The 22,411-nt window shown below is 70.1% G+C and carries 14 protein-coding genes; 7 read left to right on the plus strand and 7 right to left on the minus strand.

The features are described 5' to 3' along the window. Nucleotides 1–76: 76 nt before the first annotated feature. From dinB to DFR41_RS16090, 4 genes are all read right to left on the minus strand, one after another. Nucleotides 77–1,270: a DNA polymerase IV gene (gene dinB / locus DFR41_RS16075; protein ID WP_114803602.1), complete on the minus strand. Its 1,194-nt coding sequence runs from the start codon at nucleotides 1,268–1,270 to the stop codon at nucleotides 77–79. Between the two features lie 185 nt (nucleotides 1,271–1,455). Next, nucleotides 1,456–2,904: an efflux transporter outer membrane subunit gene (locus tag DFR41_RS16080; RefSeq protein ID WP_017757781.1), complete on the minus strand. Its 1,449-nt coding sequence runs from the start codon at nucleotides 2,902–2,904 to the stop codon at nucleotides 1,456–1,458. Between the two features lies 1 nt (nucleotide 2,905). Beyond that, nucleotides 2,906–6,067: an efflux RND transporter permease subunit gene (locus tag DFR41_RS16085; protein ID WP_114803453.1), complete on the minus strand. Its 3,162-nt coding sequence runs from the start codon at nucleotides 6,065–6,067 to the stop codon at nucleotides 2,906–2,908. Between the two features lie 15 nt (nucleotides 6,068–6,082). After that, the gene (locus DFR41_RS16090; protein WP_114803454.1) at nucleotides 6,083–7,264 is read right to left on the minus strand and encodes an efflux RND transporter periplasmic adaptor subunit; all 1,182 of its coding nucleotides are present in this window, start codon (nucleotides 7,262–7,264) and stop codon (nucleotides 6,083–6,085) included. A gap of 146 nt (nucleotides 7,265–7,410) precedes the next feature. Here DFR41_RS16090 and DFR41_RS16095 point away from each other — a divergent pair, with 146 nt between their 5' ends. Further along, the gene (locus DFR41_RS16095) at nucleotides 7,411–8,121 is read left to right on the plus strand and encodes a TetR/AcrR family transcriptional regulator (protein WP_114803455.1); all 711 of its coding nucleotides are present in this window, start codon (nucleotides 7,411–7,413) and stop codon (nucleotides 8,119–8,121) included. Nucleotides 8,122–8,150: 29 nt separating this feature from the next. Here the strand turns inward: DFR41_RS16095 and DFR41_RS16100 are convergent, their stop codons facing one another. Beyond that, nucleotides 8,151–9,224 (minus strand): Bug family tripartite tricarboxylate transporter substrate binding protein, encoded by a 1,074-nt coding sequence (locus DFR41_RS16100; RefSeq protein WP_244917774.1) that lies wholly within the window; start codon nucleotides 9,222–9,224, stop codon nucleotides 8,151–8,153. After that, nucleotides 9,221–10,195 (minus strand): LysR family transcriptional regulator, encoded by a 975-nt coding sequence (locus tag DFR41_RS16105; RefSeq protein ID WP_114803456.1) that lies wholly within the window; start codon nucleotides 10,193–10,195, stop codon nucleotides 9,221–9,223. The genes DFR41_RS16100 and DFR41_RS16105 overlap by 4 nt, the downstream gene beginning before the upstream one ends. A 129-nt stretch (nucleotides 10,196–10,324) precedes the next feature. On the opposite strand from DFR41_RS16105, the gene DFR41_RS16110 reads away from it, so the two are divergent. From DFR41_RS16110 to DFR41_RS16120, 3 genes are read left to right on the plus strand one after another with little or no spacing between them, the layout of a single operon-like run. Beyond that, nucleotides 10,325–13,063 carry a tannase/feruloyl esterase family alpha/beta hydrolase gene (locus DFR41_RS16110; RefSeq protein WP_114803457.1) on the plus strand — a complete coding sequence of 913 codons (2,739 nt, stop codon included), beginning with the start codon at nucleotides 10,325–10,327 and terminating at the stop codon, nucleotides 13,061–13,063. After that, complete coding sequence (locus DFR41_RS16115; protein WP_114803458.1) at nucleotides 13,063–14,457, plus strand: alpha/beta hydrolase family protein; 1,395 nt, start codon at nucleotides 13,063–13,065, stop codon at nucleotides 14,455–14,457. Before DFR41_RS16110 ends, DFR41_RS16115 begins: the two co-directional genes overlap by 1 nt. Before the next feature lie 57 nt (nucleotides 14,458–14,514). Continuing rightward, nucleotides 14,515–15,498, plus strand: coding sequence for a tripartite tricarboxylate transporter substrate-binding protein (locus tag DFR41_RS16120; RefSeq protein WP_114803459.1), 984 nt, complete (start codon nucleotides 14,515–14,517; stop codon nucleotides 15,496–15,498). A gap of 79 nt (nucleotides 15,499–15,577) precedes the next feature. Here the strand turns inward: DFR41_RS16120 and DFR41_RS16125 are convergent, their stop codons facing one another. Next, on the minus strand, nucleotides 15,578–16,918 hold the full coding sequence (locus tag DFR41_RS16125; RefSeq protein WP_017758720.1) for an MFS family transporter: 1,341 nt from the start codon (nucleotides 16,916–16,918) through the stop codon (nucleotides 15,578–15,580). 361 nt (nucleotides 16,919–17,279) lie between these two features. Between DFR41_RS16125 and DFR41_RS16130 the strand changes: the two genes are divergently transcribed. The 3 genes from DFR41_RS16130 to DFR41_RS16140 all read left to right on the plus strand — a co-directional run bounded on the left by DFR41_RS16130 (nucleotide 17,280) and on the right by DFR41_RS16140 (nucleotide 22,409). After that, nucleotides 17,280–19,004 carry an ABC transporter permease gene (locus DFR41_RS16130; protein ID WP_017758721.1) on the plus strand — a complete coding sequence of 575 codons (1,725 nt, stop codon included), beginning with the start codon at nucleotides 17,280–17,282 and terminating at the stop codon, nucleotides 19,002–19,004. Between the two features lie 142 nt (nucleotides 19,005–19,146). Next, complete coding sequence (locus DFR41_RS16135) at nucleotides 19,147–20,463, plus strand: ABC transporter ATP-binding protein (protein ID WP_114803460.1); 1,317 nt, start codon at nucleotides 19,147–19,149, stop codon at nucleotides 20,461–20,463. Between the two features lie 179 nt (nucleotides 20,464–20,642). Beyond that, nucleotides 20,643–22,409 carry an Ig-like domain-containing domain gene (locus tag DFR41_RS16140; RefSeq protein ID WP_170159401.1) on the plus strand — a complete coding sequence of 589 codons (1,767 nt, stop codon included), beginning with the start codon at nucleotides 20,643–20,645 and terminating at the stop codon, nucleotides 22,407–22,409. Nucleotides 22,410–22,411: the final 2 nt, after the last annotated feature.

The following is a 22,411-nucleotide window of genomic DNA, read 5'->3' on the forward strand; positions in this document are numbered from 1 at the left end:
GTCCGGCTGTAGGACGCCGGTCGTGCACCGGGTACGCCCGCGAGCCGGGGCGTGAAGCCGCTGCTGCTCGGTCGCGTCAGAACAGCGAGGCGGTCATCGGGCCTGCGGGCGCAGGCGGCTTGCCGGCGCCGCGGCGCACGGGCGCCTGCGCCTCGGCGCTGCCCGCCTTCACCAGTGCGCCCACGCGCACGCCCAGCAGGCGCAGCGGCCGATCCAGCGGCACGCGCTTGAGGGCCAGGCCGGCGGTGCGGCGGATCAGCTTCGCATCGGCGGTGTAGAGCTCCAGCGACTGGTCGCGCGTGGCGGTCTTGAAGTCGGCATAACGCAGCTTCACGCCGATGGTGCGGCCCACGTAGCCCTTGCGCTGCAGGTCCTCCGCCACCTTCTCGCACAGGCGGGTGAAGATGGCGCCGAGCTCGGCCCGGTCGCGCACGGCATGCAGGTCGCGCTCGAAGGTGGTCTCGCGGCTCATGGACACGGGCTCGCTCTCGGTCTCCACCGGACGGTCGTCGCGGCCCCAGGCCACCTCGTGAAGCCAGGCGCCGTAGGCTTTGCCGAAGTGCTGCACCAGCCAGGCGCGCTCGCATTTGACCAGGTCGCCGATGGTGTGCAGGCCCATCCGCGTCATCTTGGCCTCGGCCTTGGGCCCGATGCCGTTGACCTTGCGCACGGGCAGGGGCCAGATGCGGTCGGCCAGTTCGTGTTCGTAGAGCACGGTGATGCCGTTGGGCTTGTCGAACTCGCTGGCCATCTTGGCCAGCAGCTTGTTGGGCGCCACGCCGATGGAGCAGGTCAGGCCCGTGGTGTCGAAGATGGACTTCTGGATCAGCCGCGCCAGCACCCGCCCGCCTTCGCGCTGCCCGCCGGGCACGTCGGTGAAGTCGATGTAGACCTCGTCCACGCCGCGGTCCTGCATCACGGGGGCGATGTCGGTCACGATCTTCTTGAAGGCGCGCGAATAGCGGCGGTATTCGTCGAAGTCGGTGGGCAGCATCAGCGCCTGCGGGCACAGCTTGGCGGCCTTCATCATGCCCATGGCCGAGCCGATGCCGAACTGGCGCGCCGGATAGGTGGCGGTGGTGATCACGCCGCGACCCGCGTAGTCGGCCAGACGCGGGAAGGCAGAGACGGGGATGCGGTCCAGCGGCGTGTCGGGCGGCAGGCCGCCGATGACCTCCTCCAGCCGGCGCCGGCCGCCGCCCACCACCACCGGCAGGCCCTTGAGCTGCGGATAGCGCAGCAGCTCGACGGAGGCGAAGAAGGCGTCCATGTCGAGGTGGGCGATGCGGCGGATGGGGGTGGAACTCACCCTCGGATTGTCCGCAAGGCGGGGCGCCTTCGCCGATCGTCCGCCGCTCAACCCCGCGGTCCGAAGGCGGCGTGGCGCCGGGACCGGGCCCCCCCGGCTGCCGTCTTCACCTGCCTGTGGCCCGTCGGCCGCAGATGACGGCGGCTTCAGCGCGGCGCCTGGGCCACCACCGGCTCGGAGCGCTCCGACCATCCGCCGCCGAGGGTGCGGTAGAAGGTCACCAGGTTGGTCATGTGCGACAGCTCCGTGCCGATGAGGTTCTGCTGGGCGGCGTAGAGCGACAGCTGCGAGCTCAGCACGGTCAGGTGGCTGTCCACGCCGGCCTTGAAGCGGGCCTGCGATAGGCGGTAGCTCTCGGCGTTGGCGTCGACCAACGCTTTCTGGGCATCGATCTGGCGCGACAGCGCGCTGCGCTGCGCGAGCGCATCCGAGACCTCTCGGAAGGCGGTCTGGATGGCCTTCTCGTACTGCGCCTGGGCGATGTCGCGGCTCACCTGGGCGGCCGCCAGGTTGGCGCGGTTGGTGCCGGCATCGAAGATGGGCAGGCTCAGCTGCGGCACGAAGCTCCAGCTGCCCGAACCCGCCTTGAACAGCTGCGACAGCTCGGTGCTGGCCGTGCCGGCCGAGGCCGTCAGGCTGATGCGCGGGTAGAAAGCGGCACGGGCGGCGCCGATGGAGGCATTGGCCGCCTTCAGGTCGTGCTCGGCCTCCACGATGTCGGGCCGGCGCTGCAGCAACTGCGAGGGCAGGCCCGGCGGAATGGTCGCCAGCGGGCCTTCGCTCAGGTCGGCCGCGGCCGCCAGCGAGTCGGGCAGCAGCTGCGCCGGCACCGGGGCGCCGACCAGCAGCACCAGGGCGTTGCGGTCCTGCGCCACCTGTCCGGTGTAGTTCTCGACGTCGACGCGGGCGGTCTCGACGCTGGTGCGCGCCTGGCTGACCGTCAGTGCCGAGGCCTGGCCCAGGTCCTGCAGGCGCTGTTGCAGCGCGAGCGTCTCGCTCTGGTCCGCCAGGGTCTGGCGTGCCAGCGTCAGCCGGTCCTGGTCGGCGGCCAGCGTCAGGTAGGCGCTGGCCACTTCGGAGACGAGCGTCACCTGCGTGGCGCGTCGTGCCTCGCTGGTCGAGAGGAACTGCTGCAGTGCCTGCGCGCTCAGGCTGCGCACGCGGCCGAACAGGTCCAGCTCGTAGGCGCTGATGCCCACCGACACGCTGGACTGGTGGGCGATCAGCACATCGCCCGTTGCGGACAGGTCGGCCGGCGTGCGGCTGCTGCTGCCGCTGGCGTTGGCGCTCACCGTGGGCCAGCGGGCCGCGTCCTGCACCCGGTACTGGGCCCGCGCCTTCTCGATGTTGAGCACCGCGACGCGCAGGTCGCGGTTGTTGGCCAGGCTCATGTCGATGAGCTGCTGCAGCTGCGGCGAGCGGAACACGTCGCGCCAGCCCAGGTCGGCGACCGGCTGCTCGGTGGCCTTGCCGGCGTCGCCGGCGTAGGCGTCCTGCACGGGCAGGGCGGGCCGCTCGTAGGCTGGCATCAGGCTGCAGCCGGCCAGGGCCGCGGCCAACGCCACGGGGGCGAGGGTGAAGGCGATGCGGCGCATCTCAGGCTCCTTCGGCCGGCAGGGTGCCGGCAACGGGTTCAGAGGAGGGATGGCGCGGGCCACGGCGTTCGACCGCGCGCAGCACCACCACGAAGAACAGCGGCACGAAGAGGATCGCAAGCACGGTGCCCGAGACCATGCCGCCCACCACCGCCGTGCCCAGCGCGTTCTGCGCGCCGGCACCGGCACCGTGGCCGAACACCAGCGGCAACACCCCCAGGATGAAGGCCAGCGAGGTCATCAGGATGGGCCGCAGCCGCAGCCGTGCGGCTTCCAGGGCCGACTCCATGAGGCTGGCGCCGCGGGCATGCAGGTCCTTGGCGAACTCCACGATCAGGATGGCGTTCTTCGATGCCAGGCCGATGGTGGTCAGCAGGCCCACCTGGAAGTAGACGTCGTTCATCTTCCAGGTGAGCAGCGCCGCCACCAGCGTGCCCAGCAGGCCCAGCGGCACCACCATGACCACGGACAGCGGGATCGCCCAGCTTTCGTACAGCGCCGCCAGGCACAGGAAGACGAAGAGGATCGACAGCCCGTACAGCAGACTGGTCTGGCCGCTCGACGCCTTCTCCTGGCGCGAGATGCCCGTCCATTCGTAGCCGAAGCCAGGCGGCAGCTTGGCCACGGCCTGCTCGACGATGGCCAGCGCCTCGCCGCTGGACGCGGTGCCCGGCAGGGCCATGCCCAGAATCTCCACGGAGGGAAAGCCGTTGTAGCGCTCCAGCCTTGGAGAGCCGCTGGCCCAGCTGGCCGTGGCGAAGGCGGTGAAGGGCACCATGGCGCCGCTCGCGTTGCGCACGTACCAGCGGTCGATGTCGCTGGGCTGCATGCGGTAGGGCGCATCGGCCTGCAGCATCACCTTCTTCACCCGGCCGCGGTCGAGGAAGTCGTTGACGTAGCTGCTGCCCCAGGCGGTGGACAGCGTGGCGTTGATGTCGGCGATGGACAGGCCCAGCGCCTCGGCCCGCTGCGGGTCGATGCTGAGCTTCATCTCGGGCGCGTCCTCCTGGCCGTTGGGCCGCACGGCCACCAGGCGCTTGTCGGCGGACAGCTCGGCCAGCAGCTGGTTTCGGGCCTTCATCAGCGCGTCATGGCCCAGGTTGGCTCGGTCCTGCAGCATCAGGTCGAAGCCTGTCGCATTGCCCAGCTCCGCCACCGCGGGCGGCGCGAAGGCGAACACGCGGGCGCCGCGCAGCGTGTTGAAGAAGGCGCTGGCCTTGGCCGTCACGCCCGCCACGCTCAGCGCATCGCCGCGCCGCTCGTCCCAGGGCCTGAACTTGACGAAGGCCATGCCGGTGTTCTGGCCGCTGCCCGCAAAGCTGAAGCCGTTGACGGAGAAGATGCCGTCCACCGCGTCCTTCTGGTCCACCAGGAAATGGTGTTCGACCTTGCGCAGCACCTCGTCCGTGCGCGCGCTCGTGGCGCCCGGCGGAAGTTGCACGAGCACGAAGGCGGAGCCCTGGTCCTCGTCGGGCAGGAAGCCCACCGGCACCTTCAGGAACACGGCGATGACGGCGGCGGTCAGCACCGCATACAGGACCATGTAGCGCCAGCCCTTGTTCAGCACATGGCGCACCACGCCCTGGTAGCGGCGCTGGCCGCGGTCGAACGTGCGGTTGAACCAGCCGAAGAAGCCCTTGGTGGCCAGCCCATGGTCACCGGCCACGGGCTTGAGCAGCGTGGCGCACAGCGCGGGCGTAAGCACCATGGCCACCAGCACCGACAGCGTCATGGCCGACACGATGGTGATGGAGAACTGGCGATAGATCACGCCCACCGAGCCGCCGAAGAAGGCCATGGGCACGAACACCGCCGCCAGCACCAGCGCGACGCCCACCAGCGCCCCGGTGATCTGCCCCATGGACTTGCGCGCGGCCTCCTTGGGCGGCAGGTGCTCCTCGCTCATGACCCGTTCGACGTTCTCGACCACCACGATGGCGTCGTCCACCAGCAGGCCGATGGCCAGCACCATCGCGAACATGGTCAGCGTGTTGATGGTGAAGCCGAAGGCCGCCAGCACGCCGAAGGTGCCCAGCAGCACCACCGGCACCGCGATCGTCGGGATCAGCGTGGCCCGGAAGTTCTGCAGGAAGAGGTACATCACCAGGAACACCAGCACCACGGCCTCGACCAGCGTCTTGACGACCTCCTCGATGGAGATGCGCACGAAGGGCGTGGTGTCGTAGGGCTTCTGCACCTTCATGCCGGGCGGGAAGAACTTCTCCAGCTCGGCCATGCGCGCGTCGACCGCCTTGATGGTGTCGAGGGCGTTGGCATTGGTGGCCAGCTTGATCGCCAGGCCCGCGGCCGGCTTGCCGTTGTAGCGCCCGCTGGACGCGTAGGACTCGCTGCCCAACTCGATGCGGGCGACGTCGCGCAGGCGCACCTGCGCCCCGTTGGTCAGGGTGCGCAGCAGCACGTCCTCGAACTCGGCGGCCGTCTTCAGGCGCGTCTGCGAGGTGATGGTGGCATTGATCTGCTGGTTGCCCGCGGCCGGCAGCCCACCGATCTGGCCGGAGGACACCTGGGCGTTCTGCGCCTGGATGGCGGTCTGAACGTCCAGCGGCGTGAGGCCGAAGCTCGCGAGCTTGTCGGGGTTGAGCCATACGCGCATGGCGTATTGCGAGCCGAAGAGCGTGATGTCGCCCACGCCTTCCACGCGGCTGATGGCGTCCTGCACGTTGGCGGCGACATAGTCCGACAGGTCGGAGCCGGTCATGCTGCCGTCCTCGGAGGTGAAGGCCAGCACCGTGAGGAAGTTGGTGACGGCCTTGGACACCGTCACGCCCTGCTGCTGCACCTCCTGCGGCAACAGCGGCGTGGCCAGCGAGAGCTTGTTCTGAACCTGCACCTGGGCCGTGTCCGGATCGGTGCCGTTCTCGAAGGTCAGGGTGATGGTGACGGCGCCGGTGGAGTCGCTGGTGGAGCTCATGTAGCTCAACCGGTCCAGGCCCTTCATCTTCTGCTCGATGACCTGGGTGACGGTGTCCTCCACCGTCTTGGCGGAGGCGCCGGGATAGTTGGCGGCAATGGCGATCGCGGGCGGCGCGATGCTGGGGTACTGCGCGATGGGCAGCGTAAAGACGGACAGCAGCCCGCCCAGCATGACCAGGATCGCCAGCACCCACGCGAAGATGGGGCGGTCGATGAAGAAGCGTGACATGGCGGTTCCCGGGGATCAGCGGGCCGAAGCCGTCGTCGCGGTGGGCGGGGGCGGAGCCGTCCACGGCGTGGTCTTGACCTCGACGCCGGGCGCCGCGCGCTGCAGCCCGTCGACCACCAGCACGTCGCCGGCCTGCAGGCCCGAGCGGACGATCCACTGGTCCCCGGCCTCGCGGTCGGTCTGGATCATGCGGCGCTGGAGCTTGTGCTGCGCATCGACCACATAGACCATCGGCCGGCCACCGCCGTCGCGCACCACCGCCTGCTGCGGCACCGTCAGTGCATCGCTCTTCACGCCCTGCTGGAGCACGGCGCGCACGTACATGCCGGGCAGCAGCACGCCTTGCGGGTTCGGGAAGAGGGCGCGCAGCGTGATGGCGCCGGTCGAGGTGTCGACCGTGACGTCGGAGAACTCCAGCTTGCCTTCCAGCGGATAGCTGCTGCCGTCCTCCAGCAGCAGCCGCACGCGTGCGGCGCCGGCCGTGCCGGTCTGCAGGTCGCCGCGCGCCATGGCCTGGCGCAGCTGGAGCAAGGCGGCGCTGGACTGCGTCACATCGACATAGATCGGGTCGAGCTGCTGGATCGTCGCCAGTGCCGTCGACTGGTTGGCGGTGACCAGGGCGCCTGCCGTCACGGACGACTTGCCGATGCGGCCGGAGATCGGCGCCTCGATGCGGGCATAGGCCAGGTTGATGCGACTGGTCTCGACATTGGCCTTGGCCGAGGCCACGTCGGCCTCGCCCTGTTCCAGTGCGGCAGCCGCGTCGTCGTAGTCCTGCTGGCTCACGGCCTTGATGGCCACGAGCTCCTTGTAGCGCTGCGCCTTGAGCCGGGTGGTGGTCAGGCTGGCGCGTGCCTTGGCCAGCGCCGCCACGTTGGCGTCGTACTGGGCCTGGTAAGTGGCGGGGTCGATCTGGTAGAGCGTCTCGCCGGCCTTGACGTCGCCGCCCTCGCGGAACTTGCGCGCCTTGACGATGCCCGCCACCTGCGGGCGCACGTCCGCCACCAGCGAGGCGGAGGTGCGGCCCGGCAGTTCGGTGGTGATGGCCAGGCGCTGCGGCTGCAGCGTGATGACGCCCACCTCCGGCGTGCCGGCGGCTGGCGGCGCGCCGCCCGGCGGCTTGCCGCAGGCGACCAGGATGCAGGCGGACGCCAGCGCGACCGAAATGGTCGAGACGAATGTGAGAGAGGGACGCATCGTTTTTTCCTCCATGGAAGCGCGGCACCCGCCGTAAGTTCAGTTTTCAATACCGTACCGTACGGTACTGTTAAGACTGGAATGTAGTTTGACGGTCCTCGCTCGTCAACCAATAATGAACGGGTGAGTTCGGAAAAGGAATCGAATTGAGGGTCAAGACCAAAGCCAAACGAGACATGCTGCTGCTGGCTGCATCGCAGGTTTTCCGCGAGAAGGGGTTCGAGGGCGCCTCGATGGGGGACATCGCCGCCCGGGCCGCGAGTTCGAAGGCCACGCTGTACGGCTACTTCAGCTCCAAGGACGAGCTCTTCGTGGCCGTGACCATCGCCGCAGCGGAGTCGCACTTCGAGCCGATCTTCGACGCGCTCGGCAAGGAAGACGACGAGTTCGAGCCGGCGCTGCGCCGCTATGGAGAGAAGTTCCTCATCGCCGCCTGCTCGCCCGAGGCCGTCCAGGCGCAACGCGCCGTGATTGCCGAGGCGGGCCGCAGCGATGTGGGCCGCCAGTTCTATGAGCAAGGGCCGCGAAAGGGGATGCAGGAGCTGGCGACCTTCCTGGAGCTGCACATGCAGCGCGGCAGCATGCGGCAGACCGATCCGCTCATCGCCGCCCGGCACCTGAGCGCGCTGCTCGATGCGGAGACGATGCTGCCCCGGATGCTGGGCTTCGAGCAGGCGTGGACGCGGGCGCAGTTGCGGGCCTATGCACGGCGGGCCATCGATGCGTTTCTCAACGGCTATGGAAATCCCGCGCCGGGGACTGCCTCAACGCCGGCACCAGCGGCACCGGCCCCACAGGCAACGCCGGCCGAACCGCTCCCTCCACCGCGCGCCACCGTCCCGGCCCGGCGTCGCTGACCGGCGTCGCGCGCGGGTCGCTCACCTTCTCAGTCGAAGGCGGCAGGCCGGGCGGCCACCAGCGCCCGGTTGCGGCGCCGGTCGGCGGCGATCTCGCGCAAGAAGTCCTCGGCGCTGCCGCCGGCCGGCAGGTTGTGGGCCTCGCGCAGGCGGCGGCGCAGGGTGTCGTCCTGCCGCAGCAGGCGCTCGACCTCCTGGTTGATGCGCTGCACCACGGGCGCGGGCGTGCCCGCAGGCGCGAACAACCCGAAGAGCGAGTCGCGGTTGGCTTCCGGGTAGCCCAGCTCGGCCAGCGTGGGCACACCGGGCAGGGCGTCGATGCGCCTCGGCGCGCCCACGGCCAGCGCCTGCAGCCGGCCGTCCGCGATGTACTGCAGCTGCTGCGCCGCCACGTTGGTCGACAGCACCTCGAACTGGCCGCCCAGGGCATCGGTGAGCTGCGGTCCGCCGCCGTGGTAGGGCACGTGCACGATGGCCGTGCCGCTGACGGCGCGCACCTGGGCCAGCACCAGGTGCCCGATGGTGGCGACGCCCGAGGTGGCCCAGCGTAGCCGGCCCGGGGACTGCCGGGCCTGCGCGATCAGGGCCTCGAAGCCCTGGCCCGCGAAGGCCGGTGTGCCCACCACCAGCACGGGCGTGTGCATCACGCCGATCACCGGTGCGAAGGCACGCAGCGGCTCGTAGGGCACGGCGCCGATCAGGGGCTGCAGTGTCAGCGGGCTGATGGCGGAGAAGGCCAGCGTGTGGCCGTCGGCCGGCGCGCGGGACAGCAGGGCCAGGCCCACGCTGCCGCCGGCACCGGCCCGGTTGTCGACCACCACCGGCACGCCCAGCGCCTGCGACAGCGGTTCAGCCAGGGCACGCGCCATGCCGTCGCTGACGCCGCCGGGCGGGTAGACCACGATGAGGCGCAACGGACGACGGGGCCAGTCAGGCATGTTGTCCGCCAGGGCGGAATGGGGCGCACCGATGAGGCCGAGCGCGCCGGCGACGAAGCCCGCAGCGAAGGCGCGGCGGGGCAGGCCACGGCCGGCATCGGCCGGGTCGCGCTCGTCATCGACGGCGGCGCGGGCATCCTGTGGAGTGGCCGGGCGGACGCTCATGGTGCCGCCTTCTTCGTCCGCCGCGATGCCGCACGCGCGGGCGCTGGGGTCATGGACGGTGTTGCCTCCTGCGCCGCCAGTTCCCGAACCAGCGCCGTGAAGCGCTGCGCGGGCAGGTTGTCCTCGTCCTCCCGCGACACCAGGGTCAGCGGGGCATCGAGCGCCGCGGCGTCCGTCAGCGGCAGGTAGGCGATGGCATGGGCATGCACGCCCTCCATCGAAGCAGGCACCACCGACAGCCCGACGCCCGCGGCGACCAGGTTCAGGTTGCTCATCATGCGGTCGACCTCGGCCACCACCCGCGGCCGCAGGCCGCGCGCAAGGGCCAGCGAGAGCAGGTCGGCATAGAGGCCGGGCGCACCGGCCCGGCGCACCAGGATCAGCGGCTCGCCGCACAGCGCGGCCAGCGACAGGGCGCGGCCGGGTGGCCGTCCCGCCGCCAGCGGATGCTCGATGGGCAGGGCGGCCAGGACCGGCTCGCGCAGCAGGGTCTCGAAGACCAGGCCCGGCGGGGCGGCCACCGGCACCCGCAGCAGGCCGCCATGCAGCCGGCCGGCGGCCAGCGCCTCGGTGAGGTCGGCGGCGTTGTTCTCGCTGATCTTCAGTTCCACGCCGGGGTACTGGCGGCGGAAGGCGCGCAGCGCCTGCGGCACGAACCGATGCGCCGCCGCGGAGCTGGTGAAGCCCACCGACAGCACCCCCGCCTCGCCGCGGGCCAGCCGGGCCATCCTTGCCTCCATGGCGGCCATGTCCTGCATCAGGCGCTCGGCCTCGGCCTGGAAGGCGCGGCCGGCGTCGGTGAGCGCAACGCCCCGCGGATGGCGGCGGAACAGGGCCATGCCCAGCCGCCGTTCCAGCGCCTTGATCTGCACCGAGAGCGGCGGCTGCTGGATGCCCAACTGCTCGGCCGCCCGCGTCATGTGGCCCGTCTGGGCGACGGCCAGGAAGTAGCGCAGCGCGCGTGTCTCCATATCTTTTTCGTATCGAAAGTGCAGGATTATTTTATTTGACCCCCATTCAGGCCCTGCCTATCGTGCGCCCGCATTTCTTTCAACCAGAGCGGCCCCGCGTCCGAGCCGCCATCCAGGAGACCGATCACCATGCAGCCCCAGGGCCCCCGCACCGCTTTCGCGCTTCCGCCGCGCCCCCGCACCTGGGGCGCGGCCATCGGCCTCGGCCTGATGCTGGCCGCCTGCGGGGACGGTGGTGGCGGTGGGGGCGGGTCCGCCTTCCTGCCGTCCTCGCCGCCGGCCGCGGCACCGGCGCCGGACGACACGCCCGCGCCGGCCAGCCCGCCGCCCGCCGCGCCCACGGTCGACTGCGCGGCGCTGGCCGGTCGCAGCCTGCCCGCCAGTGCGATCGCGCTGCCCACCGGCGGCGCCACGGTCGCCACGGCCGTGGCCGTGTCGGCCAGCGATCCGGCCAACACCCTGGGCGACTACTGCCAGGTGCGCGGCAGCATCCAGCCGGTCGACGCCTCGGCCCAGGCCATCCAGTTCGCCGTCAACCTGCCGCTGGCCTGGAACGGCAAGACCATCCAGTTCGGCGGCGGCGGCTTCAACGGCCGGCTGATCGACGGCACCGAGCCCGTGCGCTTCGGCCCGCCCGACCAGGCCGCGCCGCTGGCCATGGGTTACGCCACCTATGGCGACGACTCCGGCCACCAGTCCAGCAGCATCACCGACGGCCGCTTTGCGACCAACGACGAGCAGCTTGCCAACTACGGCGGCCTCACGCTCAAGAAGACGCGCGACGTGGCCCAGGCGCTGGTGCTGGCCTATTACGGCCGCAAGCCGACGAAGGCCTACTTCCTCGGCACCTCCACCGGCGGGCGCGATGCGCTGGCCTACATCCAGCGCTGGCCGGCCGACTACGACGGCGTGATCGCCAACGAGCCGGCGCTCAACTACAGCGGCACGCGGCTGTCGAACGTGGCCGTGGGCCGGGCGCTCTACGCCAACGGTGGCGCGGGCTGGATGAACGTGGCCAAGACGCTGCTGGTGCAGCGCACGGTGCTGCAGGCCTGCGACCGGCTCGACGGCGCAGCCGACAGCATCGTGAGCAACGTGGAAAGCTGCCGCCAGCTCAACAGCGCCATCCTGGCCTCGCTGCGCTGCCCGGGCGGCACGGACGCGGGCGACAGCTGCCTGTCGGACGCGCAACTGGCCACCGTCCGCACCATCGAATCGCCGCTGGACTTCAGCAGCTACACGCTGGCCAATGGCGTGACGCGGGCCGGCGGCTACAACCTGCTCGAAGGCGCGCTGGTGGCGGGCCCGTACACCACGCGCGACCTGGGCACGCGGGCCGTGCCGGGCAATCCGGCCACTTCGGCGGATGCCAACATGTACGTCACGGGTGACCAGTGGGTGAAGTTCTTCGTCACCCGCGATGCGGCCTTCGACACGCTCACCTTCGACCCGCTGGCGCCCGGCGCCTTCACCTCGCGCGTGACCACCGTCTCGGCCCTGACCGACGCCACCGATGCCAACCTGGCGCCCTTCTTCGCGCACGGCGGCAAGCTGATCATGCTGCACGGCCTGGCCGACGAGGTGATCAGCCCCAACTCCACCATCGACTACTACAACCGCGTGGTGGCCACGGTGGGCGCCGCGTCGGCGGTGCAAAGCCTGCGCTTCTACACCGTGCCCGGCATGGGCCATGGCACGGGCGTCTTCATTCCGGGCTGGGATTCGCTCAGCGCGCTGGAGGCCTGGGTGGAGAAGGGCTTGGCCCCCGCCACGCCCGTGGCCATGGACACCGTTGCAGGCACTTACGGGCGCACCCGGCCGCTGTGCCAGTTCCCCGCCTGGCCCAAGTACCGCGGCAGCGGCAGCCTGGATGCGGCCGTCAACTACAGCTGCGTGACCGAGGTGGGCGACCCGCTGGCCTGCCAGTACCTGCCTGCATCGGCCACCACCTACAAGGGCGGCAACATGGCGGGCGAGGAACTGCGGGTGCAGATCGACCCGGCCACGCTGGGCTACACCGTCACCATCGACGCCAGCAGCCAGCGCGCCGTTGGCACGCAGCGCAGCGGCACGCTGGTGCCGCAGGGCCAGTGCAGCTACACGAGCGGGGAGGGCGGGGCGCTGTTCACCTTCGCGCCGGGCGGCGTGCTGTCGGGTGGCGTGACGCGGGCAGCGGGCGGCGGCTTCGCGTCGCTGGTGGCCTTCCAGACCACCTTCGACAACCGCGCCACGCCCACCGTGTTCAACCCGGTGGCGGCCATCTCCAACGCGGCGGGCGTGCAGCAGGCCGGCAGCGGCGCGGCGACGGGCTATGCGGGTGCGGTGCGCCTGCGCAATGCGGGCACCTTCCAGTATTGCCGCGACGCCACCACCGGCGGCTTCATGGTCTACGACGCCAACTGCACGCAGACCGAGAAGGGCTACCTCGCCTTCAACACCACGCGCGGCGCCTTCGACGTCTACACCACCTCGCCGACCGGCGGTGCCACCACCACGGGCGGCACGCTCTCGGGCTCGATGGTGATCGGCCTGGTGGGCGGCGCCGCGGTGCCGCTGCACCTGGTGCGCGATGCCTCGGGCAACGTGGGCATGCGCGTGCATGCCACGCAGCAGAGCCTGATCGCCGGCACCGCCGACGGCAGCTACATCGCCGCCAGCAGCAATGGCGACAACCGCGATGCCGCCATCGCCGGCACCAGCCTGCAGCTGGGCAGCGCGAGCGCCACGATGGTCTTCGACACACCCGTGCCCGGCGTGGCCACGGCCGGCACCGGCCGGCCGGGCAAGCTGATCTACAACAGCGGCGTCTTCGCCTTCGTCGCCGACCCCGGCGCGAATGCGGCGCTCGAACTTGGAGTCCGTCACTGATGTCCCATTTCTCGCTCATCCGCCCGGCCCTGGTGCTGGCGGCGCTCGGCGGCGCGAGCCTGGTCGCCGTGGCCGCCCCCGCCGCGGCACGTCCTGCCGAGGAAGCCGCGATGCGCCCGGGCGCTGCCAGCGGCCCGTCGCCCGCCACCTGCCCCAAGGCCGTGCCGCAGGACGCGCGTTGCTACACCGGCGCCGACGGCGCTGGCGCCTTCTACTGGATCGCCATCCCCAAGGACTGGAACCGCGTGCTCGTGATGCATGCGCACGGCGGGCCCGAGACCGGCCCGCCCCAGCTCTCGCGCAGCGAGGAGGACCTGACCCGCTGGGCCATCACGGTGAAGGCCGGCTATGCCTGGGCCGGTTCCACCTACCGCCGCGGCGGCTACGGCGTGACCCTGGCCGCCGAGGACACCGAGCGCCTGCGCCACATCTTCGTGACGCGCTTCGGCCAGCCGCGGCGCACGCTGCTGCACGGCCAGAGCTACGGCGGCGGCGTGGCCTCGAAGGCGGCCGAACTCTATGCACCGACCGTCGGCCTCAAGAGCCCCTATGACGGCCTGGTGCTGACCAGCGGCGTGCTGGGCGGCGGCAACACGGCCTACGACTTCCGCCTGGACCTGCGGGTCGTCTACCAGTACGTCTGCCGCAACCATCCGCTGCCTTCGGAGCCGCAGTACCCGCTGTGGCAGGGCCTGCCGCTGGATTCCACACTCACGCGCCAGGACCTCGCGCAGCGCGTGCGCGACTGCACGGGCGTTGGCCTGCCCGCGGCGCAGCGCTCGCCCGCGCAGGCGGCCCATCTCAAGACCATCCTGACGGCCGTGAAGATCCCCGAGCGGACGCTGGTCGCCCACCTCAACTGGGCCACCTGGCTGTTCCAGGACCTGACGCAGAAGCGGCTGGGCGGGCGCAATCCTTTCGGCAATATCGGCGTGCGCTACGACGCGCCGCCCGGCGAGGCCGAGGCCCTCAACGCTGGTGTGCTGCGCTACGCGGCCGACCCGCAGGCCCAGGGCGCCCTGGCGGCGGACAGCCTGCCCAACGGCCGCACCTCGCTGCCCACGGTGACGATGCATGCCATCCACGACCCGACAGCCTTCGTCGAGCTGGAGGATGCCTACCGCCGCATCCGCACCGCCGCAGGCACCGAAGGGAACCTGGTGCAGACCTTCGCCGACGAGCGCGAGCACAGCTACCTGAGCGACCCGGAATACCCGGCCCTGTTCGATGCGCTGCTCGCCTGGATCGACCGCGGCGACAAGCCCACGCCCGCAGGGCTGGCCGAGGCCTGCCGCCGGCTGGAGCCGCGCTACGGCACGGCCGGCAAGCCGGGCTGCCACCTGCTGCCCGACTGGCGGCCCCAGGCCATCGAGGCGCGCGTGCCGCCGCGCTGAGGTGCGCATGGCCTGCCGCCATTCACAGCATCCGCATTGACATCAGGAGACTCGACCATGACCCCCATCTTCCGCCTTGCCGCCGCGGCAGCGGCCGCCTCATTCGCCCTCGGCACACAGGCCGCCGACTTCCCCGATGGCAAGACCATCACCTTCGTCGTGCCCTTCGCGGCCGGCGGCCCGACCGACAAGGTGGCCCGCGACCTGGCCGAGGCCATGCAGAAGGCCCTGGGCGCCACCATCGTGGTGGACAACACCGCCGGCGCCGGCAGCACCATCGGCAACGCCAAGGTGGCCCGCGCCAAGAACGACGGCTTGACCCTGCTGGTCACCCACGTCGGCATGGCCACCACGCCGGTGCTCTATCGCAAGCTCAGCTACAACTGGGAAACCGACTTCGAATACCTGGGCATGATCAACGACGTGCCCATGACGCTGATCGGCAAGCCGCAACTCGAAGCCAACAACTTCAAGGAGCTGCAGGCCTGGATCGCCAGCAACAAGGGCAAGGTCAACCTGGGCAACGCCGGCATCGGCTCGGCCTCGCACCTGTGCGGCCTGCTGTTCCAGAGCGCGCTGAAGGCCGAGATGACCACCGTGCCCTACAAGGGCACCGCGCCGGCCATCGCCGACCTGATGGGCGGCCAGATCGACCTGCTGTGCGACCAGACCACCAACACCACGGGCCAGATCGAGGCCAAGAAGGTCAAAGCCTATGGCGTGACCACGCTCAAACGGGTGAACACCCCGGCGCTCAAGGACATCCCGACCCTGGACGAGCAGGGCCTGAAGAACTTCCAGGTGACGATCTGGCACGGCCTGTACGCGCCCAAGGGCACGCCGGCGCCGGTGCTCAAGAAGCTCAACGACGCGCTCAAGACCGCGCTGAAGGACCCGGACTTCATCCGTCGCGAGGAAGCCCTGGGGGCGGTGGTGGTGAGCGACAAGCGCAGCGACCCGGCCGAGCACAAGAAGTTCGTGCAGGCTGAAGTGGCCCGCTTCGGCCCCGTGATCAAGGAAGCCGGCGTGTACGCCGACTGATCGCAAACCGCCCGCAACAACGACAAGGCCCGCCAGCGATGGCGGGCCTTTTTCGTCATGGCGCGGGGCGCCGTCCTGCTCAATGGTCGTGGTGCAGGTAGCTCGCCTGTCGCGGCAGCCGCAGGCTGACCAGGAAGGCGATGACCATCATCACGGTCACGTACCAGAAGAAGCTCGACTCGATGCCGGCCGACTTGGCCCACAGCGCGGCGTACTCGGCCGTTCCGCCGAACAGGGCATTGCCCACTGCGTACGCCAGACCCACGCCCAGGGCGCGCACTTCCGGGGGGAACATCTCGGCCTTCACGATGCCGCTGATGGCGGTGTAGAAGCTCACGATGGCCAGCGCCGCCACGATCAGCACGAAAGCCACGTAGGGGCTGCTCGTGTGCTGCAGCGCGGTGAGGATGGGCACCGTGAACAGCGTGCCCAGCGCACCGAACAGCAGCATGTTGTTGCGTCGGCCGATGCGGTCCGACAGCATGCCGAACAACGGCTGCATGCACATGTACAGGAAGAGGGCGCCCGTCATCACGTAGCTGGTCGTCTTGATGGGCAGGCCCACCGTGTTGACCAGGTACTTCTGCATGTAGGTGGTGAAGGTGTAGAAGATCAGCGAGCCGCCGGCCGTGTAGCCCAGCACGGTGAAGAAGGCGGCCTTGTGGTGGCGGAACAGTCCGGCCAGCGTGCCGGCCTCCTGATTGGTGCGGGTCTGCGCGCCCTGGGTCTCTGTGAGCGAGCGACGCAGCAGCATGGCCACCACGGCGGCGATGGCCCCCACCACGAAGGGGATGCGCCAGGCCCAGGCGCGCAGCTCGGCCTCGGTGAAGATCGTCTCCAGGATCACGATGGTGAGCACCGCCAGCAGCTGGCCGCCGATCAGCGTGACGTACTGGAAGGACGAGAAGAAGCCGCGCTGGCCGCGAAGCGCCACCTCGCTCATGTAGGTGGCGGTGGTGCCGTATTCACCGCCCACCGACAGCCCCTGGAAGAGCCGAGCCGCCAGCAGCAGCGCCGGTGCCCAGGCACCGATCTGCGCATAGGTGGGCAGGAAGGCGATGACCAGCGAGCCCGCGCACATCATGGTGACCGAGATCAGCATCGAGGTCTTGCGCCCGCGCCGGTCGGCGATGCGGCCGAACAGCCAGCCGCCGATGGGCCGCATCAGGAAGCCGGCGGCGAACACGCCCGCCGTGTTGAGCAGCTGGACGGTCGGGTCGGACTTGGGGAAGAAGGCGCCCGCGAAGTACAGCGCCGAGAAGGCATAGACGTAGAAGTCGAACCACTCCACCAGGTTGCCCGAGGAGGCGCCGACGATGGCGAAGACGCGGCGGCGCTTTTCCTCGGCGGTGTAGACGGGTAGGGGTGGGGTGGCGGAGGCGGGCGCGTTGCGGCCGGCCGGGTCGATGGAAGCGTTCATGGCAGGCGGTCCGGGTGTTCTGGGGTGTTGTTATGACCAGCGGCGAGCATGTCGCCTCCGCGGGCGCCGGGCTGTCAGCCAGCGGCGCGGCAGGGCGCAGGTCCGGTGCGAAGGTCCGGGCCTTGTCCCTGCGGCCCGCTCGTCATGTTCCAGTCAAGGTCGGCGCCTAGACTGCTGGCCGCGCCCGCCGCCCTTGCCAGCCGCGGTCGCCCGGCAGCCTTCGGCTGCCAACGCCGACCCGGCCTCGTGCGTTGTCGGCATGGAGGCGCACGGCGCCTTCGCCCCCCCCACTGCCTTGGCCCATCGCGTGGCCGCAGGCGCCGTCCGTCCAACCTGCCGCCTGCCCACGCACCGATCCGCCATGCGCCGCCGACTCCTGCCGCTCGAAGTCTCCAGCGCCGTGGGCAACCGCTGGGACTGGGCCCTGCTTCCGCTGATCCTGGCCGTGCTTTTCGGCCTGGCCTTCGCCGCCTCGCAGATGGCGCGACCCTACGCCGTGGGCGAGCCGCTGCCGCTGAGCCTCGATCCCACGATCCTGCCGTACTACCTTCTTCGCACCACGCTGCGCATGTTCATTGCGCTGGGGGCCTCGCTGGTCTTCGCCTGCACCTTCGCCGTGCTCGCGGCCAAGTACCGGCTGGCCGAGCGGCTGCTGGTGCCGCTGCTGGACGTGCTGCAGTCCATCCCCATCCTCGGCTTCCTGTCGATCACGGTCACCGGCTTCATCGCGCTCTTCCCGGGCAACCTGCTGGGTGTGGAGTTCGCGGCCATCTTCGCCATCTTCACCTCGCAGGCCTGGAACATGGCCTTCAGCCTCTACCAGTCGCTGCGCACCGTGCCGGCCGAGCTGGGCGAGGCGGCGGCGGTGTTCCAGCTCTCGGGCTGGCAGCGCTTCTGGCGGCTGGAGCTGCCCTTCGCCATGCCCGGCCTGCTGTGGAACATGATGATGTCCATGTCCGGCGGCTGGTTCTTCGTGGTCGCCTCCGAGGCCATCTCGGTGTCGGGCCAGAACATCAAGCTGCCCGGCGTGGGTTCGTACATCGCCATGGCCATCGAGGCACGCGACCTGGCGGCCATCGGCTGGGCCATCCTGTGCATGCTGATCGGCATCCTGCTGTACGACCAGCTCTTCTTCCGGCCGCTGGTGGCCTGGGCCGACAAGTTCCGCTTCGACGAAAGCGGCAGCGGCGAGGCCAGCCGCTCGTGGCTGCTGGACTGGCTGCGCCGTACCCGGCTGACCCGCGCCACCGGCGAATGGCTGGCACACCGCGCGGTGCGCACGCTGGCCTGGTTCCCGCGGCGCTTCGACGGCACCTCGGTGCGCGCCCGGCCGCGGCCGGCCAATCCGCTGGCCCAGCGCGCGGGCGACGCGCTGCTGTCGGGCGCGGTGCTGCTGGCCATCGTCTGGCTGCTGCGATTCATCCACAGCGAGGTGGGCTGGGGCGAGGTGGGCCATGTCTTCCTGCTGGGCCTGTACACGCTGGTTCGCGTGCTGGTGCTGATCGCCATCGCCGCGGTGGTGTGGGTGCCGATTGGCGTGTGGATCGGCATGAACCCGCGCTGGTCCGACCGGCTGCAGGCCGTGGCGCAGTTCCTCGCGGCCTTTCCGGCCAACCTGATGTTCCCGGTGGCGGTGCTGCTGATCGTGCACTGGAAGCTCAACCCCGACGTGTGGCTGTCGCCGCTGATGGTGCTGGGCACGCAGTGGTACCTGCTCTTCAACGTGATCGCGGGGGCGTCCAGCGTGCCCACCGAGCTGCGCCATGCCTCGCGCAACCTGGGCCTGACCGGCTGGCTGCGCTGGAAGCGCTATTTGCTGCCGGCCGTGTTCCCGAGCTTCGTGACCGGTGCCATCACCGCCAGCGGCGGCTCTTGGAACGCCAGCATCGTGGCCGAGTACGTGAGCTGGGGCGACACCACGCTGCAGGCCCATGGCCTGGGCAGCTACATCGCGCAGATGACGGCGACGGGCGACTTCCCGCGCATCGCGCTGGGCATCGGCGTGATGTGCGTGTTCGTCATGGGGCTCAACCACTTCGTGTGGCGGCGGCTGTACCAGCTCGCCGAACAGCGCATGCATTTCTGAGATCTCAGGCTCCACCCCCGTTGCTTGCTCACTTCGTGTAGCCGCCTCCCCCCTCCGGGGGCGACACCAGCGGCCCGGCGAAGCCGGTTCCGCGGTGTCTCCCGCCAACGTCGTCCAATCTGCCAGCGAAGGACCTCACCAGATGATTCAGGAACGCGACACCATCATCGACCTCCACGCCGTCGGCAAGGGCTTCCGGGCGGCGGACGGCACGGCGCGGCCCGTGCTGCAGGACGTGGACCTGCGCCTGGCCGCGGGCGAGATCGTGGCCCTGCTGGGCCCCTCGGGCTCGGGCAAGTCCACGCTGCTGCGCATCCTGGCCGGCCTGGTGCCGGCCGACCGGGGCGAGGTGCGCTACCGCGGCCAGCCGCTGCACGGGCCGGCGCGCGGCATCGCGATGGTGTTCCAGTCCTTCGCGCTCTTTCCGTGGCTGACGGTGCAGCAGAACGTGGAACTGGGGCTGGAAGCGCGAGGCGTGCCGCAGACCGAGCGGGCCCGGCGCGCGGCGGCGGCCATCGCGCTGATCGGCCTGGGCGGCTTCGAAGGCGCGCTGCCGCGCGAGCTCTCGGGCGGCATGCGCCAGCGCGTGGGCATCGCCCGCGCCCTGGTGGTCGAGCCCGACGTGCTGCTGATGGACGAGGCCTTCTCGGCCCTGGACGTGCTCACCGGCGAGCGCCTGCGCGACGACATCCTGGCGCTGTGGGAGGGCGGTCAGATGCCCACGCAGGCCATGCTGGTCGTCTCGCACAACATCGAGGAAGCAGTGCTGATGGCCGACCGCGTGCTGGTCTTCGCCGCCGACCCGGGCCGGGTGCGCGCCGAGCTGCGCATTGCGTTGCCGCGCCCGCGGGACCGTGACTCGGTGGAGGTGCGCATGCTGATCGACCAGGTCTATGCGCTGATGACGGCCGGCGCCTCCGGCACCGCCCACGGCCCCAAGCATGCGGTGTTGGCCGAGCGCCTGCCTTCGGCCGACGTGGCGCGCATGGAAGGCCTGCTGGAGCTGCTGGTGGAGGACGACTTCCAGGGCCGTGCCGACCTGCCGCGCCTGGCAGACGAGGCCGAGCTGACCGACCACGACCTGCTGCCGCTCACCCAGGGCCTCTCACTGCTGGGCCTGGCGCGGCTGGCCGAAGGCGACCTGCTGGTCACGCCGCTGGGGCGCCACTACGCCGGCAGCGCGCGCGCCGGGCGCCAGCGCATGTTCGGCCAGCAGCTGCTGGAGCGCGTGCCACTGGCGGCGCACATCCGCCACAGCCTGGAGCAGGACCCGCAGGGCCACATCGCGGAAGAGCACTTCCTCGACCTGCTGCGCGAGAGCCTGGAAGACTCCGAGGCCCTGCGCGTGCTGCGCCAGGCCATTGAATGGGGCCGCTACGGCGAGGTGTTCGAGTACGACTTCCGCACCGGGATGATCCATCTGCCGGCGCCGGATCCGGTGGTGGCCGCCGACGGTTGAGCGCGGCTTGCCCCAGTCGGGCGTCGATGCTTCCACCCAACGAGGTGAGGCGCGCGCGCCGTCCGTTCAGGGGAGTAAACAACATCAAATTCGATAGCGCGCTTCATTAACATTCCTTGGACTCCGGGCCATTCGGCCCGAGAGCAATCCAATCAATGAGGGGAATGTGGATGAGGGTATTGGGTTACGCGATTTCCTTGGCGCTGGCTGGCGTCGTGACGGGCTGTGGAGGGGGCGGCGGCGGCGGCGGAGGAGGGGGCTTCTTTCCGGTCGTGTCTTCCGCACCCGCGCCCGCGCCTGCACCATCGCCCTCGGCGCCGCCTGTCGCCGACACGACGCGGCCGACCGTCCTGGCCTTTGTGCCCGCGGCCGGCAATGACGTACCTCGCACCACGGAGATCTCGGCGACTTTCAGCGAAGGCTTGCGCGCGTCGACGGTGACGGACAGCAATGTTCAGATTTCTCGCTCGGGCGCCGCCGTGGACGGGGTCCTGAGCTACGACGCCACGCTTCACAAAGTCTCTTTTGCGCCAGCGCAGACGCTCGACCTCTTGGCCACCTACACGGTGACGGCGCGAACCGGCCTGCAGGATCTGGCCGGCAACGGCCTGGCCGCGGAGCGATCCTGGTCGTTCCGCACGGCCGATGGGGTGTGGGAAACGCCTCGCCAACTGGATGCCGAGAGGACGGCCGTTTCTGGCAACCCGGTCACGGCGCAGGACAGCCAAGGCAACATCGTGGTCGTCTGGTCCAGCCAGGCATCCAGCGGCTGGTATGAGATTCGCAGCGCGACGCGGACGGAGAGCGGCGCGTGGGGCGGGTTCCGAACGCTCAGCGTGCCGGGGAACCGCAATGCCTTGCTTCCGCAGGTGGGTTTCGACCGCCAAGGCGGTGGTTTGGCGATCTGGTCCCAATTTGACGGGTCCGGGGTCGAAATATGGTCGTCGCGCTTCCTGAAGGACGGTGGATGGCAAACGCCCGTGCGCCTCGACAGCGGCCTGGATGTCGGGGACGCCTCGCTGGCGGTTGGTGCCGACGGCAATGGTTTTGCTGTGTGGGCCAAGCAGGTCGCACCCTATGGCAATCCGGATGCCTGGGCGGCGCGATTCACGGTCGAGGGTGGCTGGCAGGCTCCGGTGCGGCTGGGCAGTTCGGCCAACAGCAGCTTTTACGACAAGGTCGAACAGCCGCAGGTGGCGATCGATGCGGCAGGCAACGCGTATGCGCTGTGGGTGCAGCGGACCAGCGACGCGCCGGTGTGGGCTGCACGCTACGAGCTGGGCACTGGCTGGCAGCCCGCTGTTTCGCTGGGCGCCACCCGGCTGGGCGATCCGTTCGCGCCCCGACTGGCGATTTCCGGCTCCGGCCAGGTCATGGCGTTGTGGAACTCCTTCGTCTATGCAGGAGGGCCCTACCGCTTCGATCTGTGGTGGAGCACGCTGGGTGGGACTGGCGGTACATGGACCACGCCTGCGCTGCTCGAAACGGACGATTCCGGCAATGCGTTGAGGCAGGTCCTGGTGGCGGACAGCACAGGCAGCTTCCATGCCGTCTGGCAGCAGTACCTTTCCGACTATCGCAGCGATCTCCTGTATCGACGGTATACGCCAGGCTCAGGCTGGAGCACGGCCACCACGGTCAGCACGACGAACGGGACGTATTGGCAGAACCGCATGCCCAGCCTCGTGGCGGACCGCAATGGCCACCTGATGCTGATGTGGGGAGCCTACCAGTCGGGCTATGGTGGAGATCAGGAGGGCACCTTCGCCAGACGCTATGTATCTGGCGAAGGTTGGCAAGCCACCCGCCGCGTCGGGGCAGCCGGTGCCTCTGCAGCGATGTTCACCTCCCTGGCGATCCGGCCGAATGGCACCATCGCGGCGAGCTGGATGGAGCCATCGGAGCTCCGAAGCGACGGACCGGTCTCGGCCTCCGTTTTCAGGTAGCG

Source organism: Pseudacidovorax intermedius, assembly GCF_003350475.1.
Taxonomy (GTDB): domain Bacteria; phylum Pseudomonadota; class Gammaproteobacteria; order Burkholderiales; family Burkholderiaceae_C; genus Xenophilus; species Xenophilus intermedius.

What these genes read in the sequence shown, in the direction of transcription:
- dinB (WP_114803602.1), bottom strand. Translation starts at nt 1,270, where the DNA reads ATGGACGCCTTCTTCGCCTCCGTCGAGCTGCTGCGCTATCCGCAGCTC.
- DFR41_RS16080 (WP_017757781.1), bottom strand. Translation starts at nt 2,904, where the DNA reads ATGCGCCGCATCGCCTTCACCCTCGCCCCCGTGGCGTTGGCCGCGGCC.
- DFR41_RS16085 (WP_114803453.1), bottom strand. Translation starts at nt 6,067, where the DNA reads ATGTCACGCTTCTTCATCGACCGCCCCATCTTCGCGTGGGTGCTGGCG.
- DFR41_RS16090 (WP_114803454.1), bottom strand. Translation starts at nt 7,264, where the DNA reads ATGCGTCCCTCTCTCACATTCGTCTCGACCATTTCGGTCGCGCTGGCG.
- DFR41_RS16100 (WP_244917774.1), bottom strand. Translation starts at nt 9,224, where the DNA reads ATGAGCGTCCGCCCGGCCACTCCACAGGATGCCCGCGCCGCCGTCGAT.
- DFR41_RS16105 (WP_114803456.1), bottom strand. Translation starts at nt 10,195, where the DNA reads ATGGAGACACGCGCGCTGCGCTACTTCCTGGCCGTCGCCCAGACGGGC.
- DFR41_RS16110 (WP_114803457.1), top strand. Translation starts at nt 10,325, where the DNA reads ATGCAGCCCCAGGGCCCCCGCACCGCTTTCGCGCTTCCGCCGCGCCCC.
- DFR41_RS16115 (WP_114803458.1), top strand. Translation starts at nt 13,063, where the DNA reads ATGTCCCATTTCTCGCTCATCCGCCCGGCCCTGGTGCTGGCGGCGCTC.
- DFR41_RS16120 (WP_114803459.1), top strand. Translation starts at nt 14,515, where the DNA reads ATGACCCCCATCTTCCGCCTTGCCGCCGCGGCAGCGGCCGCCTCATTC.
- DFR41_RS16125 (WP_017758720.1), bottom strand. Translation starts at nt 16,918, where the DNA reads ATGAACGCTTCCATCGACCCGGCCGGCCGCAACGCGCCCGCCTCCGCC.
- DFR41_RS16130 (WP_017758721.1), top strand. Translation starts at nt 17,280, where the DNA reads ATGCGCCGCCGACTCCTGCCGCTCGAAGTCTCCAGCGCCGTGGGCAAC.
- DFR41_RS16135 (WP_114803460.1), top strand. Translation starts at nt 19,147, where the DNA reads ATGATTCAGGAACGCGACACCATCATCGACCTCCACGCCGTCGGCAAG.